Genomic DNA, 18,794 nt, shown 5'->3' on the forward strand with positions numbered 1-18,794 from the left:
GAACCATGCGCGCCATCCGCTTCCACGAGTTCGGCGAACCGGGCGTGCTGCGTCCGGACGAGATCGACCGTCCGGTCGCCGGCCCGGGCGAGATCCTGGTCAGGGTCGCCGCCACCTCGTTCAATCCGGTCGACGCCGCGCTGCGCGCCGGCTACCTGCGCGAGGCGATGCCGCTGACGCTGCCGCACACTCCCGGCGTCGACGTCGCCGGCACCACCGAGGGCGGCCGCCGCGTCATCGGATTCCTGCCGATGACCGGGGCAGGCGCCGCCGCCGAGTGGGTCGCCGCTCCGGCGGGCGTGCTCACCGACGCACCCGCGAGCATCCCGCTCGCCGACGCGGCCGCCGTGCCGGCCGTCGCCCTCACCGCCTGGCAAGGCCTCTTCGAGCACGCCGGGCTCCAGGCCGGCCAGCGGGTGCTCGTCAACGGTGCGGGCGGGGGCGTCGGCGGCTACGCGGTGCAGTTCGCGAAGGCGGCCGGTGCCCACGTGCTCGCCACCGCGAGCGCCCGAAGTGTCCGGACAGTGGAGGAGCAGGGCGCCGACGAGGTCATCGACTACACCGCCGGCCCGGTCGCCGAGGCGGTGACCGAGCCCGTCGACGTGGTGCTCAACCTGGTCCGGGCCGACGACGCGACGATGGCGGCGCTGGTCCGGCTCGTCCGTCCGGGCGGCGTCGTGGTGACCACCGCATCCCCCGCGCCCGAGGACGCCGAGCGCAAGGTCACCACCATCAGCATGTACGTCCGCAGCGACGCCGCCCAGCTCGCCCGGATCGTCGAGCGCATCGACGCCGGCGCGGTCAAGGTCGACGTCAGCGCCCGGCGTCCTCTGGCGGAGCTGGCCGCGGTGCACGAGGACAGCGAGGCCGGCCGACTCCGCGGCAAGGTCGTCATCGAGGTGGCGCCGTGAGCTCGTAGACGCCGACCGGGCCGGAGGTGTAGCGCAGCCGCGCCAGCCGGGCGAGGTCGGGAGATACCTCACCCGCCCGGCTGTCGGCGAAGAGCCACCTGACGCCGGCGGCACGCAGCGCGCGCAGCCCCACCGGGTATGCCTCGGTGAAGACCCGCTGGTTGAGCTCGTACCGCACGGGATCCGGCGGGGGCTGCAGGACGTATTTCAGGCCGTCCAGCCCGTTGGCCGCCAGCGCGGCGTCGGAGTAGGCCCAGCTCTCCACCAGCGTCCGCCGGCCGCCGAGGCCGGCCACCCAGAAGGCCCGCGCGTCGCACGGCTCGTAGCGACCCATCGGCACGCAGTGCACATTGGTGGCGACCAGGTCATCAACGCCGGCATGGTCGTCCAGCCACAGGGCCGCGCGCATCTCCTCCTGGGTGAGCAGGCGCGCGGTCGGCGGCTGCTCCCGGCCGGCGCGGAGGGTCTCCTCGACCGACACCGCCACACCCGTCGCCAGACCGGCACCGAGCACCGCCGCCACGACGGCGGCCGCCAGCGCTCGGGGCCGTTTACGCAGGATCAGCAGGACCACGGCGGCCGCGGCGACGAACGGCAACGTATGCAGGGCGGGCAGCGCGAGCGTCCAGCCCCACTCCGCCACGGACGTCTGATCCTGCGGTGGCGGCACCGCGGGCGCGAGGACGGCCCACGCCGCGCCGGCCACGAAACCGGAGGCCGGCACCCACCAGCGGCGAGTCAGGCCGGCGAGGAGCCATGCCGTCAGCACCGCACCGAAGGGTGCCGCGCACAGGAAGAAATAGAGCTGGCTCGCCGACGGATGCCAGAGCAGCCAGGCTGCGCCCGTACCCGCGGCTGTCGTCCCGGCCAGCAGCCACGCCGCCGGGTCGCGCCGCAGTCCGCGGGCCGGCAGCCCGGCGATCCCGAGCAGCCGCGGCGACTGGAAGACCAGCCACCACACGATGATGCCCGCGATCAGGTACCGGCCACCGGCGTCCGCCTGCCGGACCCCCGGCGGCAGCAGACCGCCCGGGACCACGCCGTCGAAGCGGCCCAGGGTGGTGGTGTACGGCTCCATCCAGCGCAACAGGCTGAGCGGCTGCACGCCGAGGGTCCCCGCTCCCCCGCCGGCGAACAACCGCATCCCCAGCAGCATCGCCGCGACCACGAGACCGAGAAGCGCGACCGTCGCCCGCAGCCGGACCCGGTCCCGGGCCACAGCCACGCCCGCGAGGAGCAGCCCCACGACCAGCGGCGGCAGGGAGCTCGACTTGGCTCCCGCGCAGGCGAGCGCCAGCGGAGGCACCAGGATCCAGGCCGCCCCGAGCCGCTCGCCGCGCAGTACGCCCACCGCGATCGTCACGAGCAGGGCCAGCAGCGGCATCGCGTACGTCTGCGACGGACTCGAGAACGAGAGCGACGTCCCGCCGTACGCCTGAATCGGTGCACCCAGGACGAGCGGCAGGCCGAGCAGGGCGACCCCGGCGGCCGGCGGACCCGCCCACCACCTGCCGCTCACGTCCCGGGTCAGCGCCGCGAGCACCACCACCGCGGTCGCCCCGATCGGCACCATCCACAGCCGCAGCAGCACCGTGGTCGGCGCGATCCCCGTGATCATGCTGGCTGCGGCCATGTCCGCGTCCGACAGGTAGTGATAGCGCAGCGGGTCGCCGGCGAGTTGCGGCACCTCGAACGGCATGGACCGGGTCATCTCGTGCACCAACGCCAGGTGGTACATGAGATCCGGGTAGTAGACCGTGTCCGCGGGCGGCAGCGGCGTCGTCGTCCACGCCGCCACCCCCAGGGCGACCACGCCGATCAACACCCCGCAGACCATCCAGGACCAGCGCAGCGGCAGCGGGCTCGGCTCGGCGGTCCGCCAATGCCGGCGCCACCGCGGTACGCCCACGAACACCGCGATGACGACCGCCGGCCACCAGCGCAGCAGCGGCTGCAGGCCGGTGGCCGCGGCGAGCGCCCACCCGGCGAGTTGCACGACGAGCCCGGTGGCGGCGCCGAGCCCCACGTCCTCGGGAAGGTTGCCGCGGCTGCCGCGGAGTGCGCGATGCACGAGCGTCCCCGGCACGACGATCCCGGCGACCAGGTAGACGGCATAGATCGCGACATCGCCGCCCGGCGTCCCGGTGACGAGCAGCGCGCCGGCGAACACCGCAGCGGCCAGAATCCAGGGCAGCGCCGCGAGAAGGAGGGGCGTGCGCGAGGACTCCACCGCGGTCCGCGGAGCTCCCGGGCGGATCGAGACCGCGATCACCGCACCGAGGCCGCCGAGCGCTGCTGCGGAATCTCGGCGAGGCCGGGCTCCGGATCGAGGGAGTCGGCGGCGATGTGGAAGGCGGGGCGGCTCTGGACCGTACGGTAGATCCGCGCGACGTACTCGCCCAGCAGGCCCAGGCAGATCAGCTGCACCGCGGCCAGCAGGAGCACGGCCAGGAAGAGCGACGTCCAGCCCGGGATCACCGTGCCGTTCGCCCAGACCACGATCCCGAAGACCATCAGCGCCAGGCAGGCGAGGAAGGCGAGTGCGCCGAGCCAGGTCGCGATCCGCAGCGGCGCCGCCGAGAAGTCCGCCGCGCTGTCCCACGCCAGCGCGACCATCCTGCGCAGCGGATATTTGGTGTCGCCTGCGGCGCGCTGCTCGCGTACGTAGGAGACGGAGCCGGACGCGAATCCGAGGGCGGGCACCAGCAGCCGGTACACCGGGGTGCGCTCGGGCAACGCCCTGAGCACGTCGACCGTCTCGCGGCTGAGCAGCCGGAAGTCGCCGGCCTGGGACGGTACGTCCCCGCCGATCAGCCGCCGCATCATGCGGTAGTACGCGCCCGCGGTGTACCGCTTGAACGGGGTGTCGGTGCTGCGGTCGCTGCGCACGCCGTAGACGACGTCGAGGCCTCGGTCGCGGGCGAGGGCCAGCATCTCCGGGATCGTCTCGGGCGGGTCCTGCAGGTCGGCGTCGATGGTGACCACCCAGTCGCCGCGTGACCGGTGCAGGCCCGCGGTGAGCGCCGCCTGATGACCACTGTTGCGGCGCAACCCGATCAGCCGCAGCTCCGGCCAGCTGCGGCGTTGCACCCCGAGCAGCTCCGCGGTGCGGTCGGTGCTGCCGTCGTCGACCGCGACCACCTCGTACGGGATCCCGAGTCCGTCGAGCACCGGGCGTAATCGGGCAACCAGGGTGGGGACGACCGCCTCCTCGTTGTACATCGGCACCACCACCGACAGCCCGGTGGTCACGACTCGAGGGTGGTCAGCCGGGTGAACTCGTGGGGCAGGTCGTAGCCGTCCCAGATCGCGCTGAAGGTGAGCGCCGAGCCGAAGGGCACGATCCGGTCCACGCCGCGGCCGCCCAGCGCGGTGGCGAACGCGCGCAGGTCGGAGGTGGCGAACCCGAAGTGGCTGAACGTCTGGTCCTGCCGATTCATCGCGGGCACGAGCTCGTCCAGCGTGGCCACGTGCGCGAACGGGAACGCCCCGGCGCCGATCCAGCGCCGGGGCGCCTGCGCCACCCCGGTCAGCGACAGCGAGGTCACCGCGTTGTCCGGGAACGCCAGCGCGGACACCGCCCCGCGGGCCGCCAGCCCGTACGCGTTGACCCGCTTCTCCACCGCCATCGCGGCGTCGACCACCCAACCGCGCTGCACGACCACGTCGGCGAGCAGCGCCAGGAACTCCGCACGGGCCGTCGCCGCATCGGCGGCCGAACCGCCGACCAGGAACACCGTGCGCGGCGAGGAGCACGCGGCCTGGTCGAACCAGTACGCGTCGTTGGAGAAGCCCACCACGGCCGCGCGGCGGGCACTCGCATCCGCGGCCTGCCATCCGGGGACGGACAAGGCCGCCCACGAGGTGCGGTCCGGGAACGTCAGGTCACGCGCCGAGGGGCGCAGCGGGTGGCGGCGGATCGCCTCGACCGCCGAGTCGCCGCCCCAGATCACGCGCAGGTCGCACCAGGCGCTCAGGGCGGCGGTCAGCTCGTCGTCGCGGCCGTACGTGACCATGCGCTGGGTCCGCCCGATCACCGGGTCGGCGTCGGCCAGGGTCGTGTTCAGCGCCTCCAACACGGTCTCCGCGGCGCCGGCCGAACGCGACGAGATGCGGACGACGTTGTGGTTCCCGGCGAGCGCGGACAGCGCCCAGGAGTACACGAAAATCGTGTCCACATTGGCCGGCGGAACGTGGAAGACGTTGCCGCGCGGGAAGACGTACGTGTCGTCGTCGCGCCGCATCCGGCTCACGGCCCGGTTCAGTTCGGCCGGGCGCAGGAAGTAGCCGAGCGACCCGAGCTCCGGGTGCCGCCGGGCGACGGCCGGAGCCAGCAGCCGCCGCGCGAAACGGCTCAGGAAATCCACGACCCGCGGATCGCCGACGGCGAGCCGGTCGTCCGACGGGGCGGTCAGCTCCCCCGGCTCTCCGAACCGGAACCTCATGCGGCCTCCCTGTAGGTGTCGCTGCAACCCCGGGCTTCGGCGCGCGGCAGCCGCCCGATCACGGAGAAGCGCTTGCCCGGCCAGTCGCCGTCGTCGACGCCGTCGAGGACGCCCAGGTCCTCCGTGAGCAGTACGTGTCCCGGGTACGAGGTCGGCAGCGTGCTCACCACCTCGATGAGGCCCGGCTCGCCCACCGGCTGCTCCTGCCACGTACGCGGGTTGCGGATGATGACGTCGGCGAAGTCAGGGCAGTAGAGCGAGCCGCCGGACGGCCCCTCGAGGAAGATCGTGCCGATCTGCTCGACCATCCCGTAGAAGTTGTGCATCCGGGTCAGGCCGGTGTCGTCGCGCAGCCGCCGGCGGAACTCCTGCGGCGACACGGCCTGGTCGACGAGCTTCTTCCAGCCCCCGGAGTGGATGAGGACGCCGTTGCTCAGGTCGAGGCCGTGCTCGCGGGCGACCTCGTAGAGGTGCAGCCAGACGAGATAGGTGAAGCCGAAGATGAGGAAGGGTTCGCCGCCGTGCCTCTCGAGGAACGTACGGAGCGTGGGCACGTCCGGCCGGCCCTCCACGTCGAGCGCCCAGGCGTGGTCGCGGCCGAACGTCGCCATGCCCAGCACTCCGGCCCCGCGGGCGCTGAACGACCGGCGGTCCTTCAGGATGCCGCGCGAGTCGGCGAGGATCATCGGAAGCCGCTTCGGTCCCAGCACCGTCTGCAGGGTCGCGCCGAGCTGGCGGGTCTGGGTCGCGGCGGCCGCCTTGTCCAGGTAGATCCGGCTGACCTCGCCGGTGGTGCCGCTCGACGTCAGGACCTTGAACACCTCGTCATCGGGGATGCTCTTCAGTTCCAGGTTCTTGAAGAGGCGTACGGGCAGCCACGGCAGCCCGGCCACCGTTTCCGCGGAGGTGAAGCCCGACGCGGTGAGGATGCGGTCGTACTCGGCGCAGTGGGCGCGATGGTGCTCGGTCAGCCCGGAGAGCTCCTTGTGCAGCAGGGCTTCCCGGGCGTCCTGCGCCAGCGTGAACAGACTCATCGAAGCGCCTCCAGCGACCGGTAATCGATCTTGCCGGTGGGCAGCAGCGGCAGCGCGTCGACGCCGCGGACGTCCAGGCCCGAGAAGTGGGTGCCCAGGAAGACCGCCAGCTCCTTACGGACGGAACGGGTGAGCTCGGCGTCTGCGCCCTCGACGAAAACGTGCAGCTTGTCGTCGCCCGCCACCGCCGCCACGGCGCCGTGTGCCGCCAGGCTCCGCTCGACGTCGTCGAGGTTCACGCGGACGCCGAAGACCTTGCCGATGCGCTTGAGCCGGCCGGCGAGGAACAGGAAGCCCTCGTCGTCGAGGTGGCCCAGGTCGCCGGTGCGCAGCACGCCGCCCAGGTCGTCGCCGCGGGCCAGGTCGGCGGCGCTCTCGGCGTACCCCATCATGACGTTCATTCCGGTGTAGACGACCTCGCCGTCCGCGATCGACAGGTAGCCGCCGGGGATCGGGAGGCCCGCGGAACCGAGCTTGTCCTGGATCCGGTCGGGCGGGAGCACGGTCATGCGGGCGGTCGCCTCGGTCTGGCCGTACATGACGAACAGCCGGCCGTCGACGGCGGCCATCCGCTGCGCGAAGTCCTGGACCAGCTCGGGCCGCAGTCGGCCGCCGGCCTGGGTGAGGGTCCGCAGGCTCGGGTGCGCGGCCGGGTCGAAACGCAACCGGCGCAGCATCTCGTACTGGTACGGCACGGCGGCGAGCGAGGTGATGCCGTGCGTCCCGACCGCGGTCCAGAAGTCGCGCTGCAGGATCCCGCTGCGCTCGAGCACCACGGTCGCGCCCCGCAGCAGGTGGCTGTTGAGCACCGAGAGCCCGTACGTGTAGAAGAGCGGCAGGGTGGTGGGCGCGACGTCGTCCCCGGTGATGCCGAGGCTCTCCCCGATCGCGACCGCGTTGGTGAGGACGGCGGACCGGGACAGCCGGACGAGCTTGGGGTTACCGGTCGAGCCGCTCGTGGTGAGCAGCAACGCCAGCTCCGGGTGCGGCTCGACGGCCGGCGCGTCGCGGATCCACGTGTCGGCCACGGCGCGGTAGCCGTCCGGCGGCGCCGCGGTGATCCCGGTGATCTGGACCGGCTCGAACCGTTCGGCCAGCGCGAGCAGCACCCCCCGGTCGAGGTCCGGGTCGAGCAGCGCGACGGGCCGGCGGGCGGCGAGCGCGCCCAGATAGCGGGCCACCGCTCCTACCTCGGTGGGGGTCAGCGCGAAGACGACGCCCGGCGGAAGCCTCTCGAACGCGGCCGCCGCCGCGTCCACGTCGCTGCGGAGCAGGACGGCACCGGTCGCGGCGTCGACCACCCGGGCGCCGGGATGGAGCAGGTTCACAGCGTGAGTCCTCCGTCGACTCCGAGCACCTGGCCGGTGACGAACCGGGCCTGCCCGGAGAGCAGGAACGCCACGACGTCGGCGACCTCGTCGGCCTCGCCGAGCCGGCCCAGGGCGGTGTCGGCGATCCGCTTCGCGCGGCCCGCCTCGTCGAGGGTGTCGAGCATGTCGGTGACGATGAAGCCGGGCGCCACGGCGTTGACCCGGATGCCGCGGGGGCCGAGTTCCTTGGCTGCCGAGCGGGCGAGGGCACTGACCGCGGCCTTCGACGCCGCGTAGACCGCCTGACCCGCGACGCCGTGGGTGCCGGTGATCGAGGAGACCAGCACGACCGCGGGGTTGCGGCCGCGGCCGAGCAGGCGGACCGCGCCCTGCAACGTGTACGCGGCACCGGCCGCGTTGACGGCGAAGAGCCGCTGAACCGTGGCGTCGTCGGTCATACCCAGCATGCCGGCGGCGTGCGTACCGGCGTTGACCACGAGGGCGTCAAGCCGGCGGAAGCGCTCGAAGGCGACCCGCATCATCGTCCGGCTCGTCTCCGGGTCGGCCACGTCGCCGTGGGTCGCGACGACCTCGACGCCGTACTTGTCGGCGAGCTGGGCCGCCGCCTCCTCGACGACGTCGGCGCGGTGGCCGTGCACGACGAGGTCGTGGCCCTGCTCGGCGAGCCGCTGGGCGACCGCGCGCCCGATGCCGCGGGATGCGCCGGTGACGAGCGCAACCCGATCAGGCATCGAAGTCCACCCCGTATTTACCGAGAATTCGCATGGCCTCGTGAAAACTGGACATATTGATCACGTCGTCGGTGTCGATCATTACCGAGAATTCATCTTCGATCGCGGCGACGAGCGACATGTGCGCCAGCGAGTCCCACTTCTCATTGTCCTGGTAATGCAGATCGTCCACGGGAGCGTCCGGCGGCAGATCCAGCGACGTCCGGAACGCTTCACGCAGTCTCTGCAGCTCAATCACGGTGTTACTCCCAGGGCGGATGGACGAAGGAAACCACCTTGCCCCAGCGGTCGCTACGCGGTGACAAAAACGAGTTGAACTCGCCGTGAATTGAACCTGGCATTTGCTCCAGTCGCTGGAATCGCCGTTGCGCGTGGTTATGCTTTCGCCGTTCACAGCCCGTGCCCACCCCCCGGGGAGCAATAAGATGAGTGTGTTGAGTGGATCGTCGATCCTGGTCACCGGTGCTACCGGTTCGTTCGGGAAGGCATTCCTGGGCCACGCACTGGCGCATCTGGACCCGCACCGCATCGTGGTGTTCAGCCGCGACGAGCTGAAGCAGTACGAGGTCCGCCAGATGTTCGGCGACGATCCGCGGCTGCGCTTCTTCCTCGGCGACATCCGCGACAAGGACCGCCTGGACCGGGCCATGCACGGAGTCGACCACGTCGTCCACGCGGCGGCGCTCAAGCAGGTCGACACCGCCGAGTACAACCCGTCGGAGTTCGTCGCGACGAACATCAACGGCTCGCAGAACGTCATCGACGCCGCCATCAACGCCGGCGTGCAGCGGGTGGTCGCCCTCTCCACCGACAAGGCGTCCAGCCCGATCAACCTGTACGGCGCCACGAAGCTCGTCGCCGACAAGCTGTTCATCGCGGGCAACCACTACGCCGCGACCCACCCGACCCGCTTCTCGGTGGTGCGCTACGGCAACGTGATGGGCAGCCGCGGCTCGGTCGTACCGCTGTTCCGCCGGCTGAACGCCGAGGGGAAGAGCCTGCCGATCACCGACAAGCGGATGACCCGCTTCTGGATCACCCTCGAGCAGGCGGTCCGCTTCGTCGTCGACTCCTTCGACGTCATGCAGGGCGGCGAGCTGTTCGTGCCGCGCATCCCGAGCATGCGGATCCTCGACCTGGTCGAGGCGGTCGCGCCGGACGCGCCCACGCACGAGACCGGCATCCGCCCCGGCGAGAAGCTGCACGAGGAGATGATCGCCGCCGACGACAGCCGCCGGACGCTGCGCTTCCCGGACCGCTACGTCGTCCAGCCCGTCGTCGCCAGCTGGGGCTACGAGACCCCCAAGGGCGGCGAGCCGGTCGCCGACGGCTTCAACTACCGCTCGGACAACAACGACCTGTGGCTGGAGGTCGACGAGATGCGCGACCTCATCGGGGACAAGTGATGCTGCCGTACGGACGGCAGAACGTCACCGAGGACGACGTCGAGGCGGTCACCGCCGCCCTGCGCAGCGACTGGCTCACCACCGGCCCCCGCGTCGAGCAGTTCGAGAACGATCTGGCGGAGGTGGCCGGCGCCCCCTGCGCCGCGGTCATCAACGGCACCGCCGCGCTGCACACGGCGTACGCGGCCGCCGGGATCGGGCCCGGCGACGAGGTCGTCACCACTCCGATGACCTTCTACGCCACCGCCGGCACGGCCTCGATGCTCGGCGCGACGGTGGTGTTCGCCGACGTCGAGGAGGACACCGCCAACCTCGACCCGTTCGCCGTCGAGGCGGCGGTCACCTCCCGCACGCGGGCGATCGCCGCGGTGGACTACGCCGGGCACCCCGCCGAGTACGACGCCCTGCGCAAGGTGGCCGACAGCGTCGACGCGGTGCTGATCGCGGACGCCGCGCACGCCATCGGGTCGACGTACTGGGGAAGGCCGGTCGGCACGCTCGCCGACCTGACCACCTTCTCGTTCTTCCCGACGAAGAACCTGACCACCGGCGAGGGCGGTGCCGTCGCCGCCACGGATCCGGAGCTGCTGCGACGCGCCCGGGTGTTCCGCACGGTCGGGCTGGTCCGTGACCGGGCGCGGATGCGCCACCCGGACGAGGGCGGCTGGCACCAGGAGGTGCACGAGTTCGGGCTCAACTACCGGCTGCCCGACGTGCTCTGCGCCATGGGCAGCTCCCAGCTGCGCCGGCTTCCCGCATTCAAGGCGCGCCGGCAGCGGCTGAGCGCCCGCTACGACGAGTTGCTCGCGGGCGTGCCGGGGCTGCGGCTGCCGGTCACGCGCGACCACGTCGACCCGATGCGGCATCTCTATCCCGTACGGGTCCTCGACGGCCGCCGCCGCGAGGTGTTCGACCGGATGCGCGCGGCCGGCATCGGGGTGCAGGTCAACTACGTGCCGGCGTACTGGCACCCGGTCTACGAGGACCTCGGCTACCGGCGCGGCATGTGCCCGAACGCGGAGGCCTTCTACGCCGAGGAGCTGTCCCTGCCGCTCTTCTACGACCTCACCGATGCCGAGCAGGAGCGCGTCGTCGAGGCCCTGCGCACGATCCTGGAGAGCTGAGCCCCGTGCACCACGCGAACCACTTCTACGGCCATGCGCACGTGCTGGCCGCGTACTGCGGGCTGAACCCCGAGGATCCGCCCCGGATCAACGGGTATCTGCAGCACGGCTGGAACGTGGTGGACGGGCTCGGGGCGGGGACGCCGTACGTCTCCGGCCGCCCGATCTTCGTCTGGTCGGAGCAGACCCGGCGGCGCGCGTGGTCGATGGGCCGCCGCTACGCCACGACCGTGGGAGCGCCCTTTCTCTACCTGCTCAGCACGGCCGGGTCCGACGACGGTACGCCGCGCGAAGGCACGATCTGGTACCCGTTCCACGGCTGGGAGGGCCAGCACGTCGTCGGCAACCATCAGCGGCTCATCGACGAGATCCTGGAGACCGAGGACGGGCCGGTCACCTTCTGCCTGTACTGGCACGAGTTCCGCGACGACCGGACCCGCCGCCGCTACGAACAAGCCGGCCGGGTGATCTGCCACGGCTACCGCGGCCTGCGCTGGCGCGACACGGACACCCGGTTCCTGCACCACCAGCTCGCCGAGCTGCGCCGGCACCGCCGGGTGGCCTCCAACCGGCTGAGCAGCGCTGTCCTCTACGGTGCCGCGGTCGGCTGCGAACCCGCCGTCTACGGCGACCCCATGGAGCTGGCCGGCGAGGTGCGCCCGATCGCCGAGCGGATCCGCCGCCAGTGGCCGGAGCTGCACGGCAAGTCCCCCGACCCCGGAGCCGCCCGCGAATCGGCCCTCGCCGAGCTGGGCGCCGATGCCCTCGCCTCCCCCGCGGAGCTGCGCGAAGTTCTCGGGTGGGCGGCATGATGGCGCTGCGACACATCGGTGGTGAGATGGTCGGCTGGTCCGACGCGAGGCCCGCCGGCGGACCCTCGTTCGGCCACCTGCTGGAGGTGCTGGGTCCGCTCGTGCCGGCCGGCGCCCGGGTGCTGGTCGCCGGGCCGCACGATCCGGGGCTGATCGCGGCACTGCCGGAAACCGCGGAGATCACCTGTCTCGTCCGGGGTGAGCAGGACGCGGCCTCGTTCCAGGACCGCCCGATGACGGTCCTGTGCGGATCGCTGGCGAAGCTCACCGACCGGTTCGACGTCATCATCGCCCTGGACGGCGTGGCCCGCCTCTGCACGGTGGAGGGACCGCAGTACGACTGGGCGGAGAGCGTGCAGGCACTGCAGCGCGCCCTGCTGCCCGGAGGCGCCCTGCTGCTCGCCGTGGAGAACGAGCTCGGCGTGCACAAGCTCGTCGACCGGACCACCGTCACCTCCGCGCACACGGACGCGGACTGGCGCCCGGTCGGCGAGTACGACGACAAGCCCGGCACCCCCGCCCGCCTGCGTGAGCGGCTCACCGCCGACGGCCTGACCGTCAGCTGGCTGGGTACCGCCTGGCCGCTGCCGACGGCACCCACCTTCGTCGCCGACGAGCCCACCCTGCGCCACGGACCGGCGGGTGCTCTCGCCGCCGCGGCGTCCGGCGCGGCCGGTGCCGCCTTCGCGGGTCACCGGGTGCTCAGTGACCCGCGGCGCCTCAGCTCGGCCGCGATCCGCGCCGGCCTCGGTCCGGAGCTGGCCCCCGCCTGGGTGGTCCTCGCCTTCCGGGGCGCGCCCGGCCCGGTGAGCCTGCCCGCGGCGGTACTCGGTGCGGGCCCGATGCCCGAGCTTCCCCCCGGCCGCCTGCTGGAGGAACTGCTCATCGGGGCCTGCCTGCGCCACGACCTCCCGGAGGTGCGGCGCCTGCTCACCGCCTGGGTGGCCGCGCAACCCGCGGCGACCGCCGACAACGTGCTCGTCGACGGCGACGCCTTCTCGGTCCTCGACGCGACCCGGCCGCCGGTCGAACCCGGGGTGGCCGTCCGGCGCCTCGCGGCGATGCTGCTCGCCGGGGGGTACGAGCATCCGTGGCCGGCGGCCGGCGACACCGATGCGCTGACCGCGGTGCTGCTCGCCGCCGCTGGACTGTCCCGCGACGCCGCGCCGGTGGACGACGAGCCGCTGCCCGCGCCCGATTCGCTGCGCGAGCACGAGGAGCGCGTACGGCGGCTCGAGGAGCAGCTGGCGGATGCGACCGCCCGTTTCCGGCACGTCGAGGCCGAGCTGGTCAACCGCGACCGCGAGCTGCGCCGGGCCCGGCTCCAGATCGACATGTTCAGCGGCAAGGTCGGCTACCGCATCACCCGCCTCGGGGCGCGCGCCGCCCGCAAGGCCGTCCGACTCCTGAGGAACCGGTAAGGATCTCTATGCGTACCCTCGGCATCGTCCAGGCCCGGATGGGCTCCTCCCGGCTGCCCGGCAAGGTGCTGCGGCGCCTCGGCGGCCGTACCGTGCTGGACCGCGTGGTCCGGGCGGCGCGGGACAGCGGCGTCCTCGACGACCTCGTCGTGGCCACCACCACGGAAGCCCGCGACGACGCGGTGGTCGCCGAGTGCGGGGCGATCGGCGTCGCCGTGCATCGGGGACCGGTCGACGACGTGCTGACCCGCTTCCTCGGCGTGCTGGAGGAGCGGGAGGACGACTCCGACGCGGTGCTGCGCTTCACCGCGGACTGCCCGCTGCTCGATCCCGAGCTCGTCATGCTGGCGGCGAACGTCTTCGCGGCCACGCCGGATCTCGACTACCTGAGCACGTCGATCGCCCGTACACTGCCGCGCGGGCTGGACGTGGAGATCGTGCGTACCGAGGTGCTGCGGCAGATCGACAAGCTCGCCACGGAGCACCACCGCACGCACGTGACGTCGTACGTGTACTCCCACCCGTACGATTTCACGGTGCTCGGCCTGACCCTCCAACCGGACCTGTCGCACCTGCGGCTCACCCTCGACACGGAGGACGACTGGCGGCTGATCGAGGCCGTGGTGGCGCACTTCGGGGACCGGCCGGTGCCCGTACGCACGCTCGCCGACTGGCTCACCGACCGCCCCGAGCTGGCTGCCCTGAATGCTCACATCCGTCAGAAGGAACTTGCACAGGCGTGAAGGTCGGGATTCGTTGTGATGCGGGGGCTCGGACGGGCGTCGGGCACCTCGTCCGTTGCGTGGCGCTGGCCGAGGAACTGACCACGCGCGGCGTGACCGTGCACTTCCTCAGCGACCTCGGCGGCCTCGAGTGGGCCGCGCAGCAACTGCTCACCCGGGGACTGCCCTGGCACCCCGCGCCGTACGACGCCGTCGGGCTGGTCGCAGCCGCGGATCGGCTGGAACTGGACGCCGTCGTGGTCGACTCGTACGAGCTTCCGCCCGCGCATGCGGCGGCCCTGCGCGCCTCGGGCCGCACGGTGATGGCGATCGTCGACGGCGACCTGAGGGGCCTGCCCGCGGACGTGTACGTCGACCAGAACCTCGACGCCGACCTGGCCGCACCGGACCTGCCCGCTGGCGCCATCCGGCTGGCGGGCCTCGACTACGCGCTGCTGCGGCAGGCCGTCACGCGCCTGCGCCCGCCGTCCCCGCCCGTCCCGCGCGTGGTTGCGGCGCCTCGGGTGGTGGCGTTCTTCGGCGGTACGGATGCGTACCGGGCGGCGCCGGTCGTGGCCCGGCTCCTGATCCGCACCGGCATGGAGTGCACCGCGACCGTCGTGGCGGCGAATCCGGAGCTCCGCGCCGAACTGCTCGCCCTCGAACCCGGCGCCGGGCAGCGGCTGGAGATCATCGAGCCCACCGACGACCTGCCGAAGCTGCTGGCGGACGCCGACCTCGCGATCAGCGCCAGTGGCACGTCGACCTGGGAGCTGCTCTGCCTGGGATTGCCGGCCGCGCTGGTCTGGGTGGTCGACAACCAGATCATCGGGTACGGCCGCACGACCGCCCGCGGCCTCGCGGCCGGCCTGGGGCACCTGCCCGCCCTGCGGGAGTCCACGAGGGACGCGGCGGCGGCGGTCGACGTACTCCGGAAGCTGCTGGTGAGCCCGTCGGCCCGCGCAGCGCTGGCCGCCGAGGCATGGGCCGCCGTCGACGGCCAGGGCTGCTCACGGGTGGCCGACACCCTCCTGAACCGCTAGGTCGCGGTCATGAACCGCTCCCTCTTGCGGTCCGTCGTACGGGTGACGCGCCGCAAGCCGACCTCAGGGAGCGGGAAATGCCCGATCAACAAGATCCGTATCAGTACTCTCAGTACCCTCAGTACCCGCCGCCGCAACAGCCGTACGCGGCCGCCTCAGCACCTCGCGCGATGGCGTTCAACACCGTAGCCAGTCAGGGTGTGCCGGGCACTGCGATCAAGGCTCTCGTCTACGTCAACAACCAGTTGGTGGCTCAATCTCAGCCGTTCACCAGCGGTGCGGACCCGGTTCAGGGCAGCCGGTACTCGACCTGGCACGGAGCCGGGTCCGAGGTGCGCAAGTCCAAAAGGGATGCCGAGGTACACGCTCTCGACTGGACCTACGACGTCGTGGCGAACATGCAGGGCAAGCAGAACGTCAAGAACTTCCAGGTAGACCTCGTTGTCACCAGCGGCACCTGCAATGAATGCAAAGAACGGCAGCAGCGCTTCGTCAACGACATCGCCCGGATCCTGCCGAGCGCGAAGAGTTCGAGGACGGGACAGTGGCGCATCAAGCTCCAGGCGATCTACGACAACAACCGTGACTACCCGGCCTCTGCGGGGCGGCCGAACGCCCAGGGCATACCTACGTCGTCGTACGGCTATCAGGACGGCCGCACTGAGCGGCGGGTCAGCGCGGCGGCTCTGGACGCCGGCACTCCGTACGACAGTTCCCAATACTTCAGCCGGTCACACGTGCCCGGCGGCTCTGCCGGATACGTCGATCCGCGATCGCTGACCCGCGATCCGATTCCCGGGGAGCCCAGGACCGACAGGTATTCGCCCAACCAGTCCCGGACCCCGACTCCGCCGAAGCCCTATTCACCGCCCAAGGGCCGTCGCGGTTCGAGTCCCGGCAGGTAGAACCCGAGGCGGTGCGGATGCGGTTGCCGGCCGGCTGTCCCGCATCCGCTCGGCCACAGTTTCGATGCGGCGGCGCGAGTGCCTGACCCCACCCGCCGTCAGTGCGGGGACACTTTGACCGCTGTCCGTGCCTCGCGGGCCACGGCCAGCAGGCGCTCCTGCCGCTCCGCGTCGAGGCGGTCGATGAACAGCACACCGTCGAGGTGGTCGGTCTCGTGCTGGATGCAGCGGGCCAGCAGGCCGTTGCCTACGACCTGGACCGGGTCGCCGTGGGCGGTGAAGCCCTTGGCCACGACGTTGAGCCGGCGCTTCGTGTCCAGGTAGATGCCGGGGATCGACAGGCAGCCCTCCGGGCCGTCCTGCTCCTCGGCGTCGGGGAAGTCCAGGACCGGGTTGACCAGGTGGTCGACCGTGCCCTCGCCCACCAGCTGGGGCGCGATCACGAACACGCGGCGGCTCACCCCGAGCTGCGGGGCGGCGAGCCCGGCGCCCCGGCGGTCGGCCAGGGTCTCCCGCAGGTCCTGGACGAGGGTGCGGAGCTCGGCGTCGAAGTCGGCGACCGGGTCGGCCTTGCGGCGCAGGACGGGGTCGCCGATCAGGCGGATGGGCGTCACGGTCACCCGGCAATGCTAGTGCGGCCGGCACCCGCCTGTTGACCCATATTCAAGTCATCTTTATATTGCCCGCATGGCGAAAGCGATGCGGGAACCGACGTTCTGGATCCTGACCGCCCTGGCGAGCCACCCGTTGCACGGCTACGGGGTCCTCCAGGAGGTCGGCCGGCTCTCGGACGGCCAGATGAAGCTGCAGGCCGGCACCCTGTACGCGGCCCTCGACCGGCTCACCGCCGAGGGTCTGGTGGAGCCCGACCGCGACGAGATCGTCGAGGGGCGTACCCGCCGCTACTACCGGCTCACCGAGGACGGCGCTGCGGCGCTGGACGTGGAGACCGAGCGGCTGCGCAGCAACGCCCGGACCGCCGCACGGCAGCTGTCCGTGCGCCACGGGGTGGAGCAGACCGCGTGAGCGGCTACCAGCTGGTGCTGCGGGCGTACCCGAAAGGGCCCCGCAGGGAAGAGCTCTTCGACACCCTGACCGAGGGCGGGCGCACCCGGCCGACCCTGCGGGAGGCGCTGAATCTGCTGCGGCACGGCATGCGGGCCCGGCTCGGCCGGCCCGGCAGCCGCGGCGTGGTGGCGATCGCGATTCTCATCTCGCTGAGCACTGCCTACCTGGGCGCCGCGGTCGCGGCGCGGATCGGCTGGGAGGGCGGCCCCGCTTTCCCGTCCGGTGCGCGCCTCGCCGCCATCGAGAACGCCCTGTTCCCGGGGGTGGGCCACTGGGCGGAGCGTGACGGCGACCGGCTGTTCGACGACGTCGGGGAGCCGTCGACGACCGAGGTGCTGCTCCGGGGCCACGACGAGGACTTCAAGTTCTCGACGCTGGCCGTCGGTCCGGACGGCCGGTCCCTGCCCGGGGACTACCGCGCCTGGACCGAGGCGACCGCGGCCCGGCTGGCGGCGGACGGCTGGGACGTCGGCAAGACGGTCCCGACGGGCGACACCGTCATCGCGACCGGGCAGCTCGACCAGAACGGCACACTGCTCACCGCCACCCGCGACGAGATCCTCATGGAGGTCGAGACCTCGACCGCCGTGGTGGACACGCCGCCGGGCAACTTCGACGTGACCGCCACGCTGACCCGGATGACGCCGCGCTGGTTGTCCGCGCTGAGCTGGGCCGGATGGCTGGCCGGCGCGCTGCTGGGGTGGCTGGTCACCGGGTGGGTCAGCCGCCGCACCGAGCGGGCGCGCGGGGCGATCCGGTCGCTGACCCGGGAGCCGGTCGTCATCGCCCTGGTCCCACTCACCCCCCTGACTGTGATGGGCACGGCCGGACTGATCGCGGACACTCTGCGCACCGACCCGCCGGGCTGGCCTTTCTGGTCGCTCAGCATGACCTACGGCTGGGGCGTCACCCAGTTCGCGGTGCTGCTGTGCCTGCTGTCCGTCGTGGTGGCCGCCGTGGGTGGCCGGTCCGCCGTCCGTACCGCCGCGCAGCGCTCGCAGGCACCCTCATGACCCTCACCGCCGCCGCGCCCGCGGAGCGCACCGGCACGGGCGTCCGGGTCGCGGCCGTCCTGCTCGCCCTGGTCGCCGGCGTCCTGGCTGCCAGGATCGGCGCCCGCGCCGCGGACGCCCTCGCCCCCGCACCCGACCTGCAGGCGGTCGCCGCGGTCGCCTACCCGGGTACGCCGGTGAGCATCGAGAAGGACCTGTTCCCGGCCGACGACGAGCCCGCGGTGCTGAGCTTCCTGATGGCCCGCGACGACGTCGAGCCGACCCGGATCATCAGCCCGCAGGTACCCGCCACCGGTGCCGTGGGGCCGTACCGGGAGCAGGCCCGGGCGCGGATCGCGGCGGCCGGCTGGTCGATCGGCGAGGGCATCCCGGACGGCGGCATGGCCTTCGACGCGGCGAAGGGCGGGGTCCGGTTCGCCTTCCACGCCGACGCGGCCGAGGGCGGCGTCGCCACGTTCGCCGACGTCCGGCGGCTGCAGCCCTGGTGGGTGACGGCGATCGCGCTGCTCTGCGGGCTGGCCGGGGCCTGGCTGGGCGTGGCGGCCACGCGGTGGACCGCCCGGCGGACCGGGCCGCGGGGGGACGGCACGCGGGCGTTCGTCCGGGAGCTCACCGTGATCGCGCTGGTGCTGATGATCCCGCTGTGGGTGCGTACCGTCCTGCAGCTGGCGGCCGACGCCACCGGAACCACCCCGGTCACGCTCCCGGCCGGCGATCTCCTGCTCGGCCTGGCGCGGTGGCCCGCCGCGCTGGCGGTGCTGCTGCTCGCCACGATCATGATCACGGCATGGCGTGGCGCACGAATCCCGCGAAACGGCTAAGCGGTTC

The 18,794-nt window shown here is 72.4% G+C and carries 19 protein-coding genes; 11 read left to right on the forward strand and 8 right to left on the reverse strand.

Translation table 11 applies throughout. The features are described from left to right. Window positions 1–5 precede the first annotated feature (5 nt). Window positions 6–911, forward strand: a complete 906-nt coding sequence (locus ACIBO8_RS32620) for an NADP-dependent oxidoreductase (RefSeq protein WP_396119266.1) — start codon at window positions 6–8, stop codon at window positions 909–911. Here ACIBO8_RS32620 and ACIBO8_RS32625 read toward each other — a convergent pair. The 7 genes from ACIBO8_RS32625 to ACIBO8_RS32655 are packed head-to-tail and all read right to left on the reverse strand — an operon-like array spanning window position 892 to window position 8,687. Continuing rightward, window positions 892–3,183 (reverse strand): hypothetical protein, encoded by a 2,292-nt coding sequence (locus tag ACIBO8_RS32625; protein ID WP_396119267.1) that lies wholly within the window; start codon window positions 3,181–3,183, stop codon window positions 892–894. The two genes, ACIBO8_RS32620 and ACIBO8_RS32625, sit on opposite strands and share 20 nt — an antisense overlap. Further along, the gene (locus ACIBO8_RS32630; protein ID WP_396119268.1) at window positions 3,180–4,163 is read right to left on the reverse strand and encodes a glycosyltransferase family 2 protein; all 984 of its coding nucleotides are present in this window, start codon (window positions 4,161–4,163) and stop codon (window positions 3,180–3,182) included. The genes ACIBO8_RS32625 and ACIBO8_RS32630 overlap by 4 nt, the downstream gene beginning before the upstream one ends. Continuing rightward, on the reverse strand, window positions 4,160–5,356 hold the full coding sequence (locus tag ACIBO8_RS32635) for an acyl-CoA reductase (RefSeq protein WP_396119269.1): 1,197 nt from the start codon (window positions 5,354–5,356) through the stop codon (window positions 4,160–4,162). The genes ACIBO8_RS32630 and ACIBO8_RS32635 overlap by 4 nt, the downstream gene beginning before the upstream one ends. Continuing rightward, entirely contained in the window at window positions 5,353–6,390 is a 1,038-nt protein-coding gene (locus ACIBO8_RS32640; protein WP_396119270.1) for an acyl-protein synthetase, read from the reverse strand. The genes ACIBO8_RS32635 and ACIBO8_RS32640 overlap by 4 nt, the downstream gene beginning before the upstream one ends. Then, the gene (locus tag ACIBO8_RS32645) at window positions 6,387–7,718 is read right to left on the reverse strand and encodes an AMP-binding protein (protein WP_396119272.1); all 1,332 of its coding nucleotides are present in this window, start codon (window positions 7,716–7,718) and stop codon (window positions 6,387–6,389) included. Before ACIBO8_RS32645 ends, ACIBO8_RS32640 begins: the two co-directional genes overlap by 4 nt. Then, the gene (locus ACIBO8_RS32650; RefSeq protein WP_396119273.1) at window positions 7,715–8,452 is read right to left on the reverse strand and encodes an SDR family NAD(P)-dependent oxidoreductase; all 738 of its coding nucleotides are present in this window, start codon (window positions 8,450–8,452) and stop codon (window positions 7,715–7,717) included. Before ACIBO8_RS32650 ends, ACIBO8_RS32645 begins: the two co-directional genes overlap by 4 nt. After that, a complete protein-coding gene (locus ACIBO8_RS32655; protein ID WP_106127298.1) occupies window positions 8,445–8,687 on the reverse strand; it encodes an acyl carrier protein in 243 nt (80 codons plus the stop codon). Before ACIBO8_RS32655 ends, ACIBO8_RS32650 begins: the two co-directional genes overlap by 8 nt. Before the next feature lie 196 nt (window positions 8,688–8,883). On the opposite strand from ACIBO8_RS32655, the gene pseB reads away from it, so the two are divergent. The 7 genes from pseB to ACIBO8_RS32690 all read left to right on the forward strand — a co-directional run bounded on the left by pseB (window position 8,884) and on the right by ACIBO8_RS32690 (window position 15,885). Continuing rightward, on the forward strand, window positions 8,884–9,858 hold the full coding sequence (gene pseB, locus ACIBO8_RS32660) for a UDP-N-acetylglucosamine 4,6-dehydratase (inverting) (protein WP_396119570.1): 975 nt from the start codon (window positions 8,884–8,886) through the stop codon (window positions 9,856–9,858). Beyond that, window positions 9,858–10,982 carry a DegT/DnrJ/EryC1/StrS family aminotransferase gene (locus ACIBO8_RS32665; protein ID WP_396119274.1) on the forward strand — a complete coding sequence of 375 codons (1,125 nt, stop codon included), beginning with the start codon at window positions 9,858–9,860 and terminating at the stop codon, window positions 10,980–10,982. The genes pseB and ACIBO8_RS32665 overlap by 1 nt, the downstream gene beginning before the upstream one ends. Window positions 10,983–10,987: 5 nt before the next feature. Further along, window positions 10,988–11,794 (forward strand): hypothetical protein, encoded by an 807-nt coding sequence (locus tag ACIBO8_RS32670; RefSeq protein WP_396119275.1) that lies wholly within the window; start codon window positions 10,988–10,990, stop codon window positions 11,792–11,794. Continuing rightward, the gene (locus ACIBO8_RS32675) at window positions 11,791–13,215 is read left to right on the forward strand and encodes a hypothetical protein (protein WP_396119276.1); all 1,425 of its coding nucleotides are present in this window, start codon (window positions 11,791–11,793) and stop codon (window positions 13,213–13,215) included. The genes ACIBO8_RS32670 and ACIBO8_RS32675 overlap by 4 nt, the downstream gene beginning before the upstream one ends. Before the next feature lie 8 nt (window positions 13,216–13,223). Next, window positions 13,224–13,958 (forward strand): cytidylyltransferase domain-containing protein, encoded by a 735-nt coding sequence (locus ACIBO8_RS32680; protein WP_396119277.1) that lies wholly within the window; start codon window positions 13,224–13,226, stop codon window positions 13,956–13,958. Beyond that, complete coding sequence (locus tag ACIBO8_RS32685; protein WP_396119278.1) at window positions 13,955–14,980, forward strand: PseG/SpsG family protein; 1,026 nt, start codon at window positions 13,955–13,957, stop codon at window positions 14,978–14,980. The genes ACIBO8_RS32680 and ACIBO8_RS32685 overlap by 4 nt, the downstream gene beginning before the upstream one ends. A 77-nt stretch (window positions 14,981–15,057) precedes the next feature. Then, entirely contained in the window at window positions 15,058–15,885 is an 828-nt protein-coding gene (locus tag ACIBO8_RS32690; RefSeq protein ID WP_396119279.1) for a hypothetical protein, read from the forward strand. Window positions 15,886–15,983: 98 nt separating this feature from the next. Here ACIBO8_RS32690 and def read toward each other — a convergent pair whose 3' ends face one another. Beyond that, a complete protein-coding gene (def, locus tag ACIBO8_RS32695; RefSeq protein ID WP_396119280.1) occupies window positions 15,984–16,505 on the reverse strand; it encodes a peptide deformylase in 522 nt (173 codons plus the stop codon). Window positions 16,506–16,572: 67 nt separating this feature from the next. Between def and ACIBO8_RS32700 the strand changes: the two genes are divergently transcribed. From ACIBO8_RS32700 to ACIBO8_RS32710, 3 genes are read left to right on the forward strand one after another with little or no spacing between them, the layout of a single operon-like run. Continuing rightward, window positions 16,573–16,911 (forward strand): PadR family transcriptional regulator, encoded by a 339-nt coding sequence (locus ACIBO8_RS32700; protein WP_396119281.1) that lies wholly within the window; start codon window positions 16,573–16,575, stop codon window positions 16,909–16,911. Further along, window positions 16,908–17,966, forward strand: a complete 1,059-nt coding sequence (locus ACIBO8_RS32705; RefSeq protein WP_396119282.1) for a hypothetical protein — start codon at window positions 16,908–16,910, stop codon at window positions 17,964–17,966. Before ACIBO8_RS32700 ends, ACIBO8_RS32705 begins: the two co-directional genes overlap by 4 nt. Further along, complete coding sequence (locus tag ACIBO8_RS32710; RefSeq protein WP_396119283.1) at window positions 17,963–18,787, forward strand: hypothetical protein; 825 nt, start codon at window positions 17,963–17,965, stop codon at window positions 18,785–18,787. Before ACIBO8_RS32705 ends, ACIBO8_RS32710 begins: the two co-directional genes overlap by 4 nt. Window positions 18,788–18,794: the final 7 nt, after the last annotated feature.

Origin of the sequence: Actinoplanes sp. NPDC049681, from assembly GCF_044465265.1 — a bacterium.
In the GTDB taxonomy this organism is placed as follows: Bacteria; Actinomycetota; Actinomycetes; order Mycobacteriales; family Micromonosporaceae; genus Actinoplanes.

Coding starts and splice junctions, on each gene's coding strand:
- ACIBO8_RS32650 (WP_396119273.1), bottom strand. CDS start 8,452: ATGCCTGATCGGGTTGCGCTCGTCACCGGCGCATCCCGCGGCATCGGG.
- ACIBO8_RS32640 (WP_396119270.1), bottom strand. CDS start 6,390: ATGAGTCTGTTCACGCTGGCGCAGGACGCCCGGGAAGCCCTGCTGCAC.
- ACIBO8_RS32690 (WP_396119279.1), top strand. CDS start 15,058: ATGCCCGATCAACAAGATCCGTATCAGTACTCTCAGTACCCTCAGTAC.
- ACIBO8_RS32665 (WP_396119274.1), top strand. CDS start 9,858: ATGCTGCCGTACGGACGGCAGAACGTCACCGAGGACGACGTCGAGGCG.
- ACIBO8_RS32680 (WP_396119277.1), top strand. CDS start 13,224: ATGCGTACCCTCGGCATCGTCCAGGCCCGGATGGGCTCCTCCCGGCTG.
- ACIBO8_RS32700 (WP_396119281.1), top strand. CDS start 16,573: ATGGCGAAAGCGATGCGGGAACCGACGTTCTGGATCCTGACCGCCCTG.
- ACIBO8_RS32710 (WP_396119283.1), top strand. CDS start 17,963: ATGACCCTCACCGCCGCCGCGCCCGCGGAGCGCACCGGCACGGGCGTC.
- ACIBO8_RS32635 (WP_396119269.1), bottom strand. CDS start 5,356: ATGAGGTTCCGGTTCGGAGAGCCGGGGGAGCTGACCGCCCCGTCGGAC.
- ACIBO8_RS32675 (WP_396119276.1), top strand. CDS start 11,791: ATGATGGCGCTGCGACACATCGGTGGTGAGATGGTCGGCTGGTCCGAC.
- ACIBO8_RS32620 (WP_396119266.1), top strand. CDS start 6: ATGCGCGCCATCCGCTTCCACGAGTTCGGCGAACCGGGCGTGCTGCGT.